Raw genomic sequence first — 18524 nt, 5'->3', positions numbered from 1 at the left:
GCAACCTTATCTTGCCCCACCGGTCAGAACGACCAGGTGAAGCTACCAGTTACGGCATTGTCCTGCACGCTGTTCGACAGGGTACCGCGATAGGAGAGGCCAAGGCGGGCCGCATCATTCAGCTGCAGGTCCGCCCCCAGTTCCAGCAGCGCCGCATCGCGAGCCAGCGGCGCCCCCTGCACGGTGAAGCCGATGCCCGTGGAGGCGAAGGCCACATCCGCCGCCGGCGCCACGTCTCCGAAGGCGTGCTGCCAGCCCACCATGGCGCGCGGCAGCAGCGTCAGCCCGTTGCCGATGGCCCAGCTGGTGCCGAGCCGCAGGCCGAGGGTGGAATAGAACGTGTCCGTATCGCTACCGTTGAGCCGCAGCGCCGCCACACCGCCCTGCTCCACGGCCGAGCCGGTGGAGAGGTGCAGATAGGAGAGCCCCGCGAAGGGCTCCAGCGCCAGCGCGTGCCAGGCGAAGCCATAGCCCACCTCGCCGAACACCTGCCCCGTCTGCGCGCCATAGCCCGCCGACAGCCGGTTGTTGAAGCCGGGGAAGACCACGGCGCGCGACACGTCCACGTCGCTGTAGCCATAGGCGGCGCCGAGCCGGAGGTTCAGCGGGCCGAAGGCGCGCCCCGCATAGAGCGCGAAGCTGGTGGTGCCGATCTGCGCCGAGCTGGCGCGGTCGGTCATGGAGAGGTTCGTGCCCGCATAGCCGGCCGCGATACCCACCCGCCAGTCCTCGCCCCACATGGCATCGAAGCCGGTGAGGAAGCCGGTGCGGTCCTGGCTGACGCTGGCGGCATTGCCGTCGCTGGAGATGCGGCCCCAGTCGCCATAAGCCTCGCCCCAGAAGTTCATGCGGGAGGCCGAGCCGTCCGCCACCGCCGTCTGGCCGGCAATGGCCGCCACGCCCGGCGCACCGGAAACGGCGCTGCCGTTCGCATAGCCGAGCGCCGGCCCACCGCTGCCGAGGGAGGCGATGACGCCGCCGCTCTCCGCATAGCCCTGCTGGCGCAGGCGGCCGAGCAGGGTCTGCGGCACGGCGCGGCTGCCGTCGATGAGGGCGGAGTTGACGCTACCAAAGACCTCACCCGACAAAGCGTCGAAGGCGACGCGGGCGCCGGCCTCGTTCTGGCCCACCACCGCCTGATAGAGCGCGGAGCTCTCGCCCCCGGCCTGCAGGGTGTTGGCGGTGACGAACTGGTTGCGCGTGGTCGCCAGGGTAGCGAAATCGACCGAGTTCCGGGTCAGACCCAGCGAGACCACGCCGGTGCCGTAATCGACCGACGGCGTGAGGAAAGCGAGGTCGGTGATGACGCTGGAGAAGGTGCCGCTCACCGTGCCTGCCGTAAGCACGGTGTAGGTGGTGGCGGAGGTGCTGTAGGTGCCGGAGCCCGCCAGCACCGACAGGGTGCCGCCGAGCGTTGCCGTCCCGCTCACCAGAAGCTGCGAGCTGGTGCCCGACGGCGTGGTGGCGATCTGGAGCGTGCCGCCGGCCGTCTGCACGAAATTGCCGGTGATGGACAGGCTGCTGCCCGCCGCGCCCGGCTGGAGCGTGCCGGAATTGGTGACGGTGGCCACCGTCCAGCTGCCGGACGCGGTCCACGCCGCGCCACTGGCGATGGTGAGCCCGCTGCCGGTGCCGAAATTGGAGATGGTGCTTGCCAGCGTGCCGGTGCCGGCGAGCGTGATCTGGCTGGCGCTGCCGCCGCCATTGATGCCGCCCTGCAGCACCGTGCCGGTGCCGAGTGTCAGGCTGTTGGCAAGCGTGCCGAACTGCACGGCTACACCGCCGGTGCCGGTGATGGTGCCGGTATTGGTGGCGCTCGCCCCAGAGCCTGTGAAGATCAGGCCGATGACGCCGCCGATGCTGCCCGAATTGGTCAGCGTGGAATTGCTGCCCAGCGCGAGGCCGGCGATGTCGTCGTCGATGATGGTGCCGGCATTGATCACCGTGGCATTGTTGGCCACCCGCGCGCCATAGATGCCGCCCTGGATGAAGCCGGTGGCGCTGTTGGTGAGCACGCCGCCCGAGCCCAGCACCACGCCGGTGTCGGCGGTGCCGATGATGGTGCCGCTGTTGCTGATGATGCCGGAGCCGGTGACGCCGTTCACCGCGCCGATCAGCACGCCGGAATTGGCGAAGCTGCCGCTGTTGGCCACCACGCCGTTGCCGGCGGCGGTGTTCGTTCCGGTGATGGTGCCGCTGTTCACCAGCGTGCCGCTGTTGAGGAAGCTCGTGCTGGTGTTCAGCACGCCGGCATTGGTGAAGAGCCCGCTGTTGGAGAACGTGCTGCTGTTGATGATGCTGCCGTTGTTGGTGGACGTGCCGCTCAGCGACACCACGCCGCTCGACACCAGCGTCGCGCCCAGATCCACGTTCAGCCGGCCGTCCAGCGTACCCTGATTGGTCAGGGTGCCGGCGATCACCGTGGCGTTGGTGATGGTGGAGGTGGCGTCGATCACCTCGGTCGCGTCGATGAAGCCCACATACTGGAAGCCGATGACGTTGACCGCCAGCAGGCTCGCGCTGTCCTTCACGATCAGGGTGTTGGTGCCGCCCGAGCCATCGGCGGTGCCGATGAGGGTGGAGCCGCCCTCGAGGATCAGGCGGTTGGTGCCGGCCTCGAACTTCACCGCCGTGCCGCCGGCGCCCGAGATGGTGCCGTAATTGTCCACCGTCACCGAGCCGCCGCCCACCAGCACGCCCACGCCGGCCGTGCCGGTGCCGGAGATGGTACCGGTGTTGGTGATCAGCGCCGTGCCGCCGCTGACATAGACACCCGTCAGCGCGCCGGTGATCAGGCCGCTGTTGGAGATGGTGCCGCCGCCCGCCAGCGCAACACCATCCATGCTGGTGCCGATGATGGTGCCGGCATTCAGGATGGTGCCGCCGGCATTCAGCGAGACGCCCGTCTCCGTACCGGAGATCAGCCCGGTGGCGCTGTTGTTGATGGTGCCGGTGGCGGTGCCGAGGAACTGCACGCCGGTCGACGCAGTACCGGTGCCCACGATGGTGCCGGTGTTCGTGACCAGCGCCGTGCCGCCCTGCACTGCGGCGCCCGCCGTATAGCCGCTGATGCTGCCGGAATTGTTGATCGAACCGCCCGTCCCCAGCGCCGCGCCGAAGCGCAGCAGACCGTTGATGCGGCCGGAATTCAGGATGGTGCCGAGGCCGCCGATATAGACGCCGGCGATGGCGCCCTCGATCAGCGCGAGCGTGCCGGAATTGGAGACCGTGCCGGCGCTCGCCAGCGCCACGCCGCTGGCGCGGGTGGTGCTGCCGAGGATGGTACCGGCATTGCTCACCGTCATCACCACACCGGCGCCGGTGAGGGTGGAGACCACGCCCTGCGTGCCGCCCGAGATGATGGCGCCCGCGAGATTGTCCACCACCGCGCCCGAGGCGGTGAGCGTCACCGTGCCGGCGATGCTCCCGCTGTTGGTGACGAGGCCCGAGGAGAACAGCGTGCCCGCCATGGTGTCCAGCGTGCCGCTGTTGATCAGCGTGCCGGCATTGGTGAGCGTCGAGAGATTGGTCAGCAGATTGCTGTTGGAGAGCAAGCCGCTGTTGGTGGACGCGGTATCCACCGAGATCACGCCGCTGGAGACCAGCGTCGCGCCCGCATCCACCGTCACCCGCCCGTTGAGCGTGCCCTGATTGGTCAGGGTGCCCGCGATCACCGTGGCATTGGTGATGGTGGAGGCGCTGTCGATCACCTCGGTGGCGTCGATGAAGCCCACATACTGGAAGCCGATGGCGTTGACGCCGACCAGGCTCGCGCTGTCCTTCACCACCAGTGTGTTGGTGCCGAGCGAACCGTCGGCGATGCCGCTCAGCAGCGAGCCGCCTTCCAGGATCAGGCGGTTGGTGCCGCCGGCGAACTTCACCGCCGTGCCGCCAGCCCCCGAGATGGTGCCGAAATTGTCGATGGTGCCGGATGCTGAGCCCGAGAACAGGATGCCCACGCCCGCCGTGCCGGTGCCGGCGATGGTGCCGGTGTTGGTGATCTGGACCGTGCCGCCCAGCACCGAGATGCCGGCCAGGGCGCCGCTGATGCTGCCGGAATTGCTGACCGAGCCGCCGCCGCCCAGCACGAGGCCCTGGCCCGCCGTGCCAACGATGGTGCCGTCGTTCGTGACGATGGCGGTTCCGCCCACATAGGCGCCGGTGAGGCCACCCGAGATCAGCGATGCCGTGCCGGTGTTGGAGATCGTCGCCGCGCCGGCGATGGACACAGCGGTGCCGATGGTGCTCGACGCGGTGATGGTGCCGGCATTTGTCACCCACATCGCAGCGCCGGTGCCGGTCACGGTCGAATGGATGGCGAACGTGTCGCCCGCGATCAGCGCGCCGCTGTCATTGCCGACAAATGCGCCGGCGCCGGTCAGCTCGATGGTGCCCAGAATGCTGGCGCTGGTGTTGTTGGAGATGGTGCCCGAAGACTGGAGCACGCCGCCGGTGGTGTCCATGAGCCCGTGGTTGGCGACGTTGCCGGAGCTGATCAGCGTCCCGCTATTGGTCAGCGTGTTGAAATTGGACAGGGTGCCGGCATTGTCGATCAGCCCGGTGTTGACGATCTGGCCGCTGATGTTCACCAGCGATCCAAGGGCAGTGACGGTCAGCGTCCCGCTGTTGTTCACCGCGCCAAGGTTCTGCATCACCCCGGAGGTGATGAGCGTCCCGCTGTTGGTGAGCGAGATGAAGTTCTGCAGAACGGAGGTATTGGTAAAGGTGGAGCTGTTGGCGAACGAGCCCAAGTTCTGGATGAAGCCGGCATTGGTGGACGCAGCGGTGACCGAGACGACGCCCGACGTGTTGAGCATGGCGTCGCTGTGCACATTCACCGCGCCGTTCAGCGTGCCATAATTGGTCAGGGTTCCGGCGATCACCGTCGCATTGGTGATGGTCGAGCCCGCATCCACGGCGTGCGTGGCGTCGATGAAGCCCACATACTGGAAGCCGATGGCATTGACGCCGGAGAGCTGCGCGCTGTCCTTCACGATCAGCGTGTTGGTGCCGAGCGAACCATCGGCGATGCCGCTGAGCAGCGAGCCGGCTTCGAGGATCAGGCTGTTGGTGCCGCCGGCGAACTTCACCGCCGTGCCGCCCGCCCCAGAGATGGTGCCGAAATTGTCGATGGTGCCCGACGCTGAGCCCGAGAACGCGATGCCCACGCCCGCCGTGCCGGTGCCGGTGATGGTGCCGGTGTTGGTGATCTGCACCGTGCCGCCCAGCACCGAGATGCCGGCCAGCCCGCCGCTGATGGTGCCGGAATTGCTGACCGAGCCGCCGCCGCCCAGCGCGAGGCCGTAGCCCGTCGTGCCCACGATGGTGCCGGCGTTCGAGATGGAGGCGGTGCCGCCCACATAGGCGCCGACGACGGCGCCCGAGATCCGCGAAGTCGAGCCGTTGTTGGTGATCTTCGCTGCGCCGGCGATGGACACGCCGGTGCCGAGGGTGCCCGAAGCGGAGACGGTGCCGGCGTTGAACACGGTCATGGCGGCGCCGCTGCCGGTCACGGCCGAATGGATGGCGAACGTGGAGCCCGAGATCAGTCCGTACTGCTGGTTGGCCACATACGCACCGGCAGCGGTCAACTCGATGATGCCCTGAATGCTGGTCGAGCTGGTGTTGTGGATCGTGCCCGAGGACAGGAGCACGCCGGCGGTGGTGATGAACGTCCCGTAATTGGTCAGGATGCCGGAGCTGGTGATCGTCGAGGTATTGGTCAGCGTGCCGAAGTTCTGGAGGCCGCCGGCATTGGAGATCGGCCCGCTGTTGGTCATCTGACCAAAGTTCTGCAGATAGCCGCCGGCGACGATGGAGATGGTGCCGCTGTTGATGAACGAGCCGAAGCTCATCACGGAGCCGGAACGGCCGGAACTGCCGGAGATGTTCAATACGCCGCTGTTGTTCAGCGTGTTGAAGCTTTGGATGAGATAGGTGCTCGTGAACGTCGAACTGTTGCTGATACGGTCGTTCCCGTTAATGAAACCGGCATTGGTGGACGACGCCGTGACGTCGATGACGCCATTGGAGACGAGAGTCGCGCCGCTGCGCACGTTCAGCGCGCCGTTCAGCGTGCCAAAACTAAGCAGAGTACCCGAGATCACCGTGGCATTGGTGATGGTGGAGGTGCCGTCGATCGACTGCGTGGCGTTGATGAAGCCCACATACTGGAAGCCGATGGCATTGACGCCTGAAAGCTGCGCGCTGTCCTTCACGATCAGCGTGTTGGTGCCGAGCGAACCGTCCGCCGCGCCGCTCAGCCGCGAGCCGGCCTCCAGGATCAGGCTGTTGGTGCCGCCGGCGAACTTCACCGCCGTGCCGCCGGCCCCCGAGATGGTACCGAAATTGTCGATGGTGCCGGACGCCGAGCCCGAGAACAGGATGCCCACGCCCGCCGTGCCGGTGCCGGCGATGGTGCCGGTGTTGGTGATCAGCACCGTGCCGGAGTTCACGGCGAGGCCGGTGGTCCCGCTGATCCGGCCACTGTTGGCGAGCGAGCCGCCGGTCATGGTGACGGCGATGCCCGAGGCATTGATGATGGAGCCGGCGTTGGTGAGCGTGCCGGCCGTGACCGCCGTGGTCATCGTCTGCGACGAGACGAGGGTGGCGGTTGCCGCCGCATCCACCACCAGATGGCTGAAGCCGATATAATTGCCGGTGGTATGGGTGCCGGCGGAGAATTGCAGCGTGTTGCTGCCCGCGCCCGCATCCACCACGCCGGTGAACACCGCGCCGCCGAGCACCTGCACGAGATCGTCGCCATCGGCGAGGCGCACCGCCGTGCCGCTGTTGCCGATGATGGTGCCGGAATTGATCACCGTGTTGGCGAGCGTGCCGGTAGCGATGACGCCGACGCCGCTGGCGGTGCTTTCGCCGATGATGGTGCCGGCATTGGTGAGCGTGCCGCCGGCCAGGGAAACGCCGGTCGGGCCGAGGATCAGGCCCGTCGCGCTGTTGGTGATCACCCCCTGCCCCAGCGACACGCCAGCGGTCGTGAAGGCGGAGATATAGCCGCTGTTGTCGACGGTGCCGGTGCCGGAGATGGCGATGCCCGACAGCGCGCCGAAGATGCTGCCACCCGCAAGGTTGGTGACGCTGGCGCCCACCGCCGTCACACCGTTGCCGGTCGAGCCGATGATCCTGCCGCTATTGAGCACCGACCCGCCAACCGACGCGGTGCCCGAGAAGGTGATGCCGTCAACGGAGCCGACGATGACCGCCAGCGAGCCGGAATTGGTGATGCTGCCGGCGAACGCCAGCGAGACGCCCGCGCCGGCATAGCCGCTGATGATGCCGGCATTGGTCAACGTGCCGGTGCCGCCCGCCAGCCCCGTCACGCCATTGGCGGGGCCATAGACCTGGCCGGACGCCTGGTTGGTGAACGAGCCAGCGCCGGTGAGCGTGACGCCGCCGAAGATGGTGCCGGCATTGGTCAGGCTGCCGGCATTGGTCAGCGTGACCTTGGCGCCCGAGGGGCCATATTCGCCCAGCGTGCCGGTGTTGGCGATGAGCCACCTGGCCCCCGCATACACACCTACCTGAGCGAAATCGGCCACCGCATGGGCGATCGTGCCGGTGTTGCCCAGCGAGCCCGCCAACAGGACCAGCGTATCCGTTCCGCCACCGCCGACCACCGCGCCGACGATGACCGATTCCGGCGTAATCTCAAGCAGGTCATCCCCGCTGCCGAAGGCGATGGCAGTGCCACCGTTGCTGATGATGCTGCCGGCATTGACGACCGTATTGCCCAGCGTGCCGCCGAACTGGATGGCGATGTTCGAGGACGCGGTGCCGGTGCTGACGATGGTGCCGGTATTGACCACCGTGCTCAAGCCGCCGGTGGTCAGCACGCCGTATTCGGCGCCCGAGATCAGCACGCCCGCGCCGATGTTGGTGATGAAGCCGCCCGCATCCAGCCGCACGCCGGCCCGGCGCGTGCCAAGGATGGTGCCGGTATTTGTCACCGTGCCGCGCGCGCCGGAGCTGTTCACATCCCGGATGACGACGCCGGTATAGCCAGAAATGAGCGCGGCGGTCCCGGTGTTGGTGACACTGCCGCCCGTGCGCATATCGACGCCGAACACTTCGGTAACGGACGGCAGCACGCCGCCATTGGAATAGGTGCCGGCGATGACACCTTCGTTGATCACCGTGCCGAGGCCACCCGAGGTCATGACGCCGCGTGCCAGCCCGGTGATGCGGGAGGCGGTGCCGCTGTTGGTGACTGTGCCGCCGTCCAGCAGCGACACGCCGGCCGGATAGAGCGGGCCGGTGGCGGCGGCGCTGATGGTGCCTTCGTTGGTCACGGTGCCGGCGGCGCCGCTGATGCGCACGCCATAATAGAAGCCGGTGATCAGCGAGGCCGTGCCGCTGTTGGTGATGGTGGCGCCCGTCATGGCATAGACGCCGGAAGACGATCCGCAGGTGCCCGAGATGCGGCCGGAATTGTTGAGCACCAGCGCACCGGAAAGAGCGCCGACGCCGCTGCAGGCGCCGGTGATGATGCCGGTGGCCTCGTTGGTCAGCGTACCGCCATCGACGAACATCACGCCGAGGCCGTTCACGCCATTGATGCTGCCGGAATTGGTGACGCTGCCGACACCGGTGATGTCGATGCCGTCCAGCTGGCCCTCGATGAGCGCGGCGGTGCCGAGATTGGACACCGTGCCGCCGTTCTGGAACATGACGGCATTGCCGTCCGCCGAACGGATGGTGCCGTAATTGGTGACGGTGCCGGCGGCGTTCTGCACATAGATGCCGACGACGCCGCCGCTGATGGACGACGCCGCATCCAGATTGCGCACCGAGCCGCCATCGGCCAGCAGCACGCCCATGCCCAGGGTGCCGCCGGTGATGGTGCCGGAATTGGCGATGGTGCCGAGGCCGTCCTGCGTCAGGATGCCGACGCCGGAGGTGCCCAGCGCCTCGATGCGGCCGGAGTTGGCGATGGACACCGCCATGGTATCGGTGGTGGTGCCGGCGGTGACGATGATGCCGGTCGCATAGCCGCTGATCAGCGCCGCGGTGCCGAAATTGATGATGTCGCCATTGGTGCGCTGATAGACGCCATAGAGCGTATTGCCCTTGATGGTGCCTTCGTTGCGCAGCAGCGAGCCGGCAAAAAGCAGCTTCACGCCGGTCTGCGCGCCGATGATCTGCGCGGCAGTGCCCACATTGGTGATGGTGTCGGTGCCGATGCTGTAGATGCCGATGCCGGCCGCGCCGGTGGCCTCGATGAGGCCGGCATTGCTCACCGTGGAGCCGACCATGTAGACGCCGCTGGTCAGGCCCGTGATGGTGCCGCCTGCGAGGTTGATGACGCGGTTGCCGGAGCCCCGGGACTGCACGCCCATATCGGATGTGCCGATGATGGTGCCGCTGTTGAGCACCGTGCCAGTCCCGATCTGCACGCCGTGAAAGCCGGAGATATAGCCGCTGGCCTCGTTGACGATGGTGCCCCGGTCGAGGTTGACGCCATAGCCGTTGGTGCTGGTGATGCGGCCGGCGTTGCCGATGGTCACTTCCGCGCCGTTGGTGGAGCCGAAGCTGACGCCATCGCCTCCGCCGGAGATGGTGCCGGTGTTGGTATTGGTGAGGCTGCCCCCGCCCCCCCACGAGCCGACACCCATGCCGCTGGTGTTGGAGATCGTCCCCTCGTTGACGACATGGAGATCGGAATTCAGGGCATAGACCGCGACCGAGCCGGTGGCCGCGATGAGGGAGGCCGTGCCACTGTTGGTCACGGTGCCGCCAGCGGTGAGGTAGATGCCCTGGTTGCCGGTGATGGTGCCGAAGTTGGAGATCACCAGCGTGTTGCCCAAGCCATTGATGGCGCGGCTGGCGCCCTCGATCCGGGCGCTGGTGTTGGCGGTGCCGCCGTTGGTGATGGTGCCGCCGAAGCTGCTGTAGACGCCCTGGCCGTTCGAGGAAATGATGGTGCCGTCATTGGACAGCGTGCCGCCGGCCATGAGCACGCCGTAAGACACGGCTTCGATGCGGCCGTCGGCATAGTTGACGATGACATTATTGCCATCGCTGGAGCGCACGCCCGCGGAGAAGGTGGTGGGGTCGTCAGTCGGGCTGGTTCTGGCGACGGTGCCGGAGCTGGCGATGGTGCCGCTGTTGAGCAGGGTGCCGGAGCGGAGGTAAACGCCGCCAGTGCCGCCGATATAGCCACCGGCCCGGTTGATGACCGTGCCCGGGTCGATGTCCACGCCAAAGCCGGTGCCGCCGGTGATGCGGCCGGAATTGTCGATGGTGGCGTTCTGGCCGCGGGTGTCGCCGTAGCGCACACCGTTGACGGCACCGGAAATGGTGCCGGTATTGGTGTTGGTGAGGCTGCCGCCGCCGACGGCATTGATGCCATTGCCCACCGAACCGGTGATCGTCCCGGCATTGGTCACGGACAGATTGGCATAATAACTCATGAGGCCGATCTGACCGTAGATCACCGCCCCGGCGGCGTTGATCACCGTGCCGCTGCTGGTGATCGTGCCGCCCGTCATGCTCGGGTCATAGCCGCGGATATACGCACCGACGCTCTGGCCGTTGATCGTGCCGAAATTGGTCACAAGCAGCGAGCTGTTCAGCGCCCCTTCGCCCTGGATGGCGCGGCCGGCGGAGTAGATCGTCGCCGAGGTGGTGACAGAGCTGCCGTTGATGATGGTGCCGGAGGCGCCGAACCGAATGCCCTCGCCCAGGTTGTCGGACGTGGTGACGGTGCCGAGATTGGTCAGCGTCCAGACCGACGCTGCGCTGCCGAAGATGGTCGTGCTGGAGTTGAGGCCGATCGTGTAGTTGCCGATGATGAAGTTGGTGGCGCCACCATAGCTGTCGAGGACGACGGTCGTGGCCCCGCCCGGGATCACCGTCTGCGCCTGCGCGGCGGTCAGCGACACGCCCATGGCCACGAAGACGGGCGCCAGTGCCAGCGCGCCCGTGGCGCAGCTGCTCAGGAGGCGCGACAGCCCGGTGGAGGGGCCGCGCGCGGCGGTGAGGTGTGAGGACGTGACACGACCCATGGAAATACGGCTTCCCCCCAGCTGCATGACCGCACTGCGGTCAAGCCGTGGCACCCCCGCGCCATGGCCGTCCTCGACGCCCGCGGATCCTACCCCGCGAACGGATAAGTGCCGCTACGGCACACCCACAGCTGCAACCACCATTACAGCAAAGGTTGAAATATGGCGTAACCGAGAGATACATCAGGAACAAGGGTCGCACTGCCCCTGCAAGAGGTATTTCAATGCGAATGGCCCGATGGGCCCAATTTTAGTCAGGTGCGTGGCGCGCGAAACACAACCCCTTGCAGGTCATACGCTATTGCGGCCCTCGGGGGACAGGCCGGAAACAGGCGGCGCTGATTCTGGCCGCCGGCCCCTCTCCGGACCCCGGCACCGCACCGAAGATACACCATAATACCACTCAAATCATGCTGCAGCGCAGCCAGAAATCCCGGAGGGACGGGCCGTCAGTCCTGCCGCACGTCGGCCACCTGGCCGCCGGTGAGGCTGATAAGTTTCTGCGCACTGGTGCGGAAGACGTGCGAGGGCGACCCCGCCGCCGCCCACAGCGGGTCGAGCGGCAGCAGGTCGGCGTCGATCACCACCGTCACCGGGCAGGCATGGCCCACGGGCGCGACGCCGCCCACGGCGAAGCCGGTCCGCTCATGCACCCAGACCGGCTCGGCGGGCTTCACCACCAGGCCGGTGGCCGCCGCCACCTTCTTGCGGTCGATGCGGTTCGCGCCGGAGGCCACCACCACCACGGGCATGTCGCCGGCACGGAAGACGATGGATTTGGCGATCTGCGCCACCTCGCAGCCCACGGAGGCGGCGGCGTCCGCCGCGCTGCGCGTGCCGGTGGCGAAGCTCTGGATGCTGTCCTCATGGCTGGCCGCCAGCAAAGCGTCCCGCACCCGGTTCACTGCATCCATCTCGTCCGACCCCACTTCGCCGTTCTCACCCGCGCGCCGCGTCATCGCGCAGCCGTGTTCCGTGTCCCCCATCCCGGCCGTGCAATCAAGAGGCGCGTCGTTTAAGCGATGCCCCAGCGGAACCACAGGGAGCACGTCATGACCGTCACCGCCAGCGATGTCATCACCTTCTGGCGGGAGGCCGGGCCGGAGCGCTGGTTCACGCGCGACGATGCCTTCGACGCCGCCTTCCGCGCCCGCTTCCTCGATGCCCATCTGGATGCCGCCCGCCGCACGCTCGATCCATGGGCCCAGACGCCGGAGGGCGCGCTGGCGCTGCTGATCCTGCTGGACCAGTTTCCCCGCAACGCCTTCCGGGGCACGGCGCACATGTACGCCACCGATCCCCTGGCCCGCGCCCATGCGGATGCCGCCATCGCACGTGGCTTCGACAAGGAGGTGGAGCCGGCGCTGCGGCCCTTCTTCTATCTGCCGTTCGAGCATTCCGAGGACATGGCCGACCAGCACCGCTGCGTGGCCCTGTGCGCCGCGCTGGGCGGCATTACCCACGAATATGCCGAGCTGCACCGCGACGTCATCCAGCGCTTCGGCCGCTTTCCGCATCGCAATCCCCTGCTCGGCCGGCCGACCACACCGGAGGAACACGCCTTCCTCGCCGACGGCGGCTTCGCGGGCTGATCGCCTTTCGCGGCAACTGTTCGCCTGCTTATTTTCCGTATCCGGCGCAGACACAGAAAAGCCGGCGGCACCTTTCGGTCCCGCCGGCCTTCCCGTCGATCCGGCCGGGCAGCCTGAAGCCTGATGAGATCAGGCTCAGGCGGCGTTGAGATCGGCCACGAACTTCTCCACCACGCGGTTGAGATCAACCGCCTGACCCGAGAGGCCCTCGGAGAGATTGAGCAGCTCGGAGGAAGCCGAGCCCGTGAGCTGGGCCGCCTGACCGACGCCGCCGATATTGCTCGTCACCTGCTGGGTGCCGGTGGCCGCGAGCTGGCAGTTCTGGGCGATCTCGCCCGTCGCCGCGCCCTGCTCTTCCACCGCACCGGCGATGGAGGAGGAGATCTGCTTGATGTTGCCCACCACGCGGATGATCTCGGCCATGGAGGTCACTGTGCCCTGGGTCGCATTCTGGATCTCGGAGATCTTGCCGGCGATCTCGTCGGTGGCCTTGCCGGTCTGCGCGGCCAGTTCCTTCACCTCGGAGGCGACCACCGCGAAGCCCTTGCCCGCCTCGCCGGCCCGCGCCGACTCGATGGTGGCGTTGAGCGCCAACAGGTTGGTCTGGTCCGCGATGCCCTTGATGAGCGAGATCACATCACCGATGTCTTCCGCAGCGCGGGCGAGATCTACGATGCGGGCGTTGGAGGATTCCGCCTCCTTGAAGGCGACATCCGCCACATTGGCCGAATGGCTGACCTGACCGGTGATCTCGCGCACCGAGGCGGCGAGTTCTTCCGAGGACGCAGCCACGGTCTGCACGTTGGTGGCGGCTTCCTCGGCGGCGGCGGCAACGGCCTGCGCCTGACGGGAGGTCTGCTCGGCGGTGGCCGAGAGATTGCGGGCGCTGTCGGCCACCTGCGAGGAAGAGGCGGCGAAGGCGGAGGCCAGTTGGCGCATGTCGCCGACGAAGGCGTCGGCCAGCTTCTGGCGCTTCTCCAGCAGCAGGCGCTCGGCCTCCTCGCGGGCAGCCTGGGCCTGGCGGGCCTGCTCGGCCTGCTGCAGCTGCTCGCGGAAGGTCTCCAGCGCGCCGGACATGGCGCCGATCTCGTCGCGACGCTCGGTGCCGGACACCCGCTGCGAGAGATCGCCACGGCCCATGGCGGTCATCAGGCCCATCATGGAAGCGATGGGAGCCACGATGCCGGAGCGCACCAGGAAGACGGCAAGACCGATGACGGCGAGGATGGCCACAACGACCACGCTGATGGCGATCATCTTCGCCTGGTCGGCGGTGGCGTTGGCATCGGCGCTCTGCTTGTTCACGTAGACCAGCAGGTCCGCGCCGAGCTTGGCGCCATTGGCGAGCACCTGGGCAAGCGCGGGCTCGCAATCCCGGCGCATGACCACCGCGGCTTGCGCGCTCTGCTCGGGCGTGGTCGCCTCGGAGGCCATCCTGACGGTGGGGGCGCAGGTCACGTCCACCGCCTGCTGGAAGACCCGCTCCACCTCCTCGATCCGCGAGCGGAAGGTAGGCGTAAGGGACTTGGCCTCGCCCATGGTCGTATTGTAGCTCGTCAGCGCGGTGCGCATGGCGGCCTGCGAGGCCGTCGTGCCCTCGGCCGTCGGATCCGTGATGTTGCGGTAGATCGCCAGATTGACGCCGACGACGTCGCGATTGGCGCGCGCGAGCTTCTGCGAAGCCACGGACGGGCCAGTGACCAGACCCGAGTAGAGCTCGCTGATCATGCTCATCTGGCTGCCGGCGTACCAGACGCCGCCGATGCTCACCGCACCCAGCACAGCCAGTAGACCAACGATCTTCCAGATCATCTTCAGGTTATTGTAAAACATCACGAAATCCCCGCCGAACGATGCCTCTCGCACCGCAACATGTCGCAATACATCGTATGCTAAGCGTGGCTTGCCCGAGGCTTGCGGGGAGGTATCATTCTCAAGCAGTTGCCACCATATCGGCGGTTATATTTGGCCCGATCTTGCTATGTCTCCGCAACATCCCTCCCCTCGCCTTTCGTTTGGGCGCAAATCGCACCCAAACTCGAAACGATCGTTGCAGTCTGCGCAAAAAAGAAGCCCCGGCCATTTCTGGCCGGGGCTGGACGGGGGCGCCGCTTCTGGGGGGGAGGGGAGGAAGCGGGCCTCGCGTGCTCAGGACGACTGGGGAGCAGTCACCTTGCCCTGCCGCACATCTTCAGCGATGGCAGCCGGATCACGCTCGGACGACGGGCCGTAACCGCCCGCCCCCGCCATTTCGAACCGCAACACGTCGCCGGCCTTGAAGCGCCGGGTGAATTTGGAAGGCAGCATCTCCTCGGCCTCAGCGCCGGGATTGAGGATGGATTTCGCCCCTGCCCCGCCCTCGCCGCCGAAGATGCCCCAGGGCTGCGACTTGAAGCGGTCGGAGCGCACCTGCACCTGCACGTCGTCGGCCAGCAGCCGGTACTGGCGCACGATGCCCAGCGCGCCGCGATACTTGCCCTTGCCGCCGGTGTCGGGGAGGAAGCCGTATTCATCGATGCGCAGCGGGTTCTCCGCCTCGATCAGCTCCACCGGCACGTTGGCGAGGTTGCCGATGCAGTACGGGCCGGCATCCTGCCCGTCGCTGTCCGGATTGCCGCCGAGGCCGGTGTTGTTGTGGAACTCCAGATGCAGGAAGCGGCGCCCCTGAAGATCATTGCCCGAGGCGGCGATGGCGAATTCCGAGCCGCCCGCGCAGGCCGGCATGCGGCCCGGCAGCAGCAGCGCCAGCGCGCCGAGCACGATGGAGCGCAGGCGGAAGCCCACCTGACCGCGCGAACCCACGGCCGCCGGGAACTTCACATCCACGAAGGTGCCGTGCTTCGTCTTCACGTCGATGGCGCGATAGAGGCCGGCATTGTTCGGGATGGCGTCGGACAGCACCGTGCGGATGGCCGCATAGGCGCAGGAGACGGTGAAGGCGCGGTTGCAGTGGACCGCCCCGCCCTTGTCCTCGTCCGTGCCCGAGAAGTCGGCGACGATCTCGCTGCCCTTCTTGGTGAGCTTCAGATGAATACGGATCGGGCCGTTGCCGACACCGTCGTCATCGTTCCACTCCTCGAACTCCACCTCGCCGTCCGGCAACTGCTCAATGTCGGCGCGGGTCAGCTTCTCGGCATAGTCGATGAGGTCGTTGAGATAGGCGTCCAGCGTCTCCGGATCACCCCACTCCTTGGCCAGCTTCTCCACCTCGGCGGCGGCATTGTCCAGCGCCGCGAGCTGGGCTCGCACGTCGCCCATCACCCGGTCCGGCACGCGGGTGTTGAACTCGATGATGCGCATGAGCGTGGTGTTGACCACGCCCTTCTCCACCAGCTTCAGCGGCGGGATGCGCAGGCCTTCCTCGAAAATCTCCATGCTGTCGGCCGCATTGCCGCCGGGCACCCGGCCGCCGAGGTCCGAGTGGTGCAGGATGAGGCTGACGATGGCGATGCGCTTGCCGTTCACATAGACCGGCTTGAAGGTGAAGATGTCGTTGAGGTGGCTGCAACCCGAATAGGGATCGTTCGAGGCCAGCACGTCGCCTTCATGGATGTCGTCCCCGAAGTAGTCGAGGCAGGCTTCCAGCGCCGGCATCACCACGCCCAGATGCACCGGCACGGCGAGGCCCTGCGCCACCAGACGCCCGCGCCCGTCGCAAACGGCGGCGGAGAAGTCCATGGAGTTCTTCACGTTGGAGGTGCGCGCCGTGCGCGTCACCATCACCAGCGCATTGTCCGCCGTGGTGACGAGCGCGTTCTTGAGCAGCTCGCGGCGAACCGGATCAATCATCGTCATCTCAGGTTCTCCTCACGCGGCGGTGGTGCGGGCGAGCACCACATTGTTCCAGCCGTCGATGCTGGCTTCCCAGCCCGGCAGCACCACCACGGTGGTGTCGTATTCTTCCACGATCAGCGGCCCGGCCTTGGGCGTGCTCGACAGGTCCGAGCGCGGCAGCACCGGCGTCTCGCACCAGCCGGCGGGGCCGAAGAAGGCGCGGCGCACATGGGCCTTGGCCTTCTTCTCGGCGCCACGGCGGGCGCTGTCGGGCATGCGCGGCTGGTCCGGCACGCCCTGCGCCACCAGTTTGAGCGAGACGAACTGGATCGCTTCCTTCGGCGAGGCATAGCCGAACACGCTCTGGTGCTCCGCATGGAAGGCGGCGGCCAGCTCATCGAGGCTCTCGCCCACCGGCAGGGTCAGCGGCGCGGTCTGGCCCACATAGCGCAGGTCCGCATAAAGGGTGAGCTTGCGGCGGGCGGCCTCCGTGAAGCCTTCCGACGACAGCACATCCACGCCGCGCGCCAGCAGCGGGGCGGCGGCGGCATCCAGCGCCGCACGGTCCACCTCGTCGAAGCGGCGATAGAAGGCGGCGACGAGCTGATGCTCCACATCCGCGAACAGCATGCCCAGCGCGCTGAACAGGCCGGCGACGGGCGGCACCACGATGCGCTTCATGCCGGCGGCTTCCGCCAGCGTGCAGGCATGCACCGGGCCGTTGCCGCCGATGGCGAGCATCACATATTGCGAGGGATCGCGCCCCTTCTCCGACGACACGCCGCGCAGGGCGCGCAGCATGGTGGCATCCGCAATGGCGTGGATGCCATAGGCGGTGTCGGTCTCCGACAGGCCCACCCGGTCGCCCAGCGCCTTCACGGCGGCGCGGGCGCCCTCGATATCAAGGCTCAGCTCGCCGCTGACCAGCGCGCCGGGATTGAGATAGCCGAGGATGAGGTTGGCATCGGTCACGGTGGGCTGGGTGCCGCCGCGGGCATAGGCCACCGGGCCTGGCTCGGCACCGGCGCTGCGCGGGCCGACGAGCAGGCCACCGGCCGCGTCCGAGGCGGCGATGGAGCCGCCGCCCGCGCCCACTTCGGCGATGTCGATGGTGGGCACCTGCACCGGATAGCCCGCGCCCTTGATCATGCGCGTACCAAGAGCCGCGCCGCCGCCCACTTCCGTCTCCGGGCAGAGCGAGAAGGCGAAGTCCTCGATGACGGTGGCCTTGGCGGTGGTGCCGCCCATGTCGAACACCAGCATCTGGCCGACGTCGATCTTCACGCCGAGCCGCTGGCCGCCCAGCACGCCGGCCGCCGGGCCGCTCTCGATGATGTCGATGGGCTGGCGCGCCACCACGTCGCCGGGCGAGATGCCGCCGGACGACTGCATGATCATCAGCGGGGCCTTGATGCCGAGCCGGTCGAGACGGGCCTTGAGGCTGTCCACATAGCGCTCGACCACGGGGCGGATATAGGAATTCACCACCGTGGTGGAGGTGCGCTCATATTCGCCGAGCTGCGGCAGCAGATCCACGGAGGCCGTCACCGGCACGCCGGGCAGAAGCTGCGACAGGCGGGCGGCGGCGCGGCGCTCATGCTCCGCATTGACGTAGGAATTCACGAAGGTGACGGCCACCGCCTGGATACCGTCGGCCTTGAAGGCGGCCGCGATGGCGTCAAGCTCGGCTTCATCCAGCGCCTTCACGATGCTGCCGTCCGAGGCCACGCGCTCATTGACCTCGAAGCGCATGCGGCGCTCCACCAGCGGATCGGGCTTCTTGTGGTGGATGTCGTAGAGGCGCGGGGTGCGGAAACGGCTGATCTCCAGCACGTCGCGGAACCCCTTGGTGGTCACGAGGCCCACGCTCGCGCCCTTGCGCTCGATGATGGTGTTGGTGGCCACCGTGGTGGCGTGCACGAACTCGCCGATCTGGCCGGCATCCACCTGCAATTCGGTCAGCAGCGCAGACACGCCGGTCTCGATGCCTTGGCTGTAGTCCTTGGGCGTGGAGAGCACCTTCTTGGAGAAGATGGTGCCATCGGCGGCCATCAGGACGACGTCGGTGAAGGTTCCGCCGATGTCGACGCCGAGGCGATAGGTCGTGCGATCCATGGTCATTCCGAGGTTAACT

Annotated in this window: 6 protein-coding genes; 1 reads left to right on the top strand and 5 read right to left on the bottom strand. The window is 67.4% G+C overall.

Annotated features, from left to right (window positions below; genetic code table 11):
* Positions 1-23 precede the first annotated feature (23 nt).
* Positions 24-11024: a hypothetical protein gene (locus tag IEW24_RS06180; protein WP_188576381.1), complete on the bottom strand. Its 11001-nt coding sequence runs from the start codon at positions 11022-11024 to the stop codon at positions 24-26.
* A gap of 449 nt (positions 11025-11473) precedes the next feature.
* Positions 11474-11983, bottom strand: coding sequence for a YbaK/EbsC family protein (locus IEW24_RS06175; RefSeq protein WP_210324130.1), 510 nt, complete (start codon positions 11981-11983; stop codon positions 11474-11476).
* Between the two features lie 93 nt (positions 11984-12076).
* On the opposite strand from IEW24_RS06175, the gene IEW24_RS06170 reads away from it, so the two are divergent.
* Positions 12077-12616, top strand: a complete 540-nt coding sequence (locus IEW24_RS06170) for a DUF924 family protein (protein WP_188576379.1) — start codon at positions 12077-12079, stop codon at positions 12614-12616.
* A gap of 135 nt (positions 12617-12751) precedes the next feature.
* Here IEW24_RS06170 and IEW24_RS28975 read toward each other — a convergent pair whose 3' ends face one another.
* The 3 genes from IEW24_RS28975 to IEW24_RS06155 form a co-directional block, all read right to left on the bottom strand.
* A complete protein-coding gene (locus IEW24_RS28975) occupies positions 12752-14449 on the bottom strand; it encodes a methyl-accepting chemotaxis protein (protein ID WP_188576378.1) in 1698 nt (565 codons plus the stop codon).
* 315 nt (positions 14450-14764) lie between these two features.
* Positions 14765-16411: a hydantoinase B/oxoprolinase family protein gene (locus tag IEW24_RS06160; protein ID WP_188576376.1), complete on the bottom strand. Its 1647-nt coding sequence runs from the start codon at positions 16409-16411 to the stop codon at positions 14765-14767.
* Between the two features lie 12 nt (positions 16412-16423).
* Complete coding sequence (locus tag IEW24_RS06155; protein WP_188576374.1) at positions 16424-18505, bottom strand: hydantoinase/oxoprolinase family protein; 2082 nt, start codon at positions 18503-18505, stop codon at positions 16424-16426.
* Between the last annotated feature and the right edge of the window lie 19 nt (positions 18506-18524).

The sequence above is a fragment of the Azorhizobium oxalatiphilum genome, assembly GCF_014635325.1.
GTDB classification, from domain to species: domain Bacteria; phylum Pseudomonadota; class Alphaproteobacteria; order Rhizobiales; family Xanthobacteraceae; genus Azorhizobium; species Azorhizobium oxalatiphilum.
This window is presented reverse-complemented; position numbering and strand designations above follow the sequence as displayed.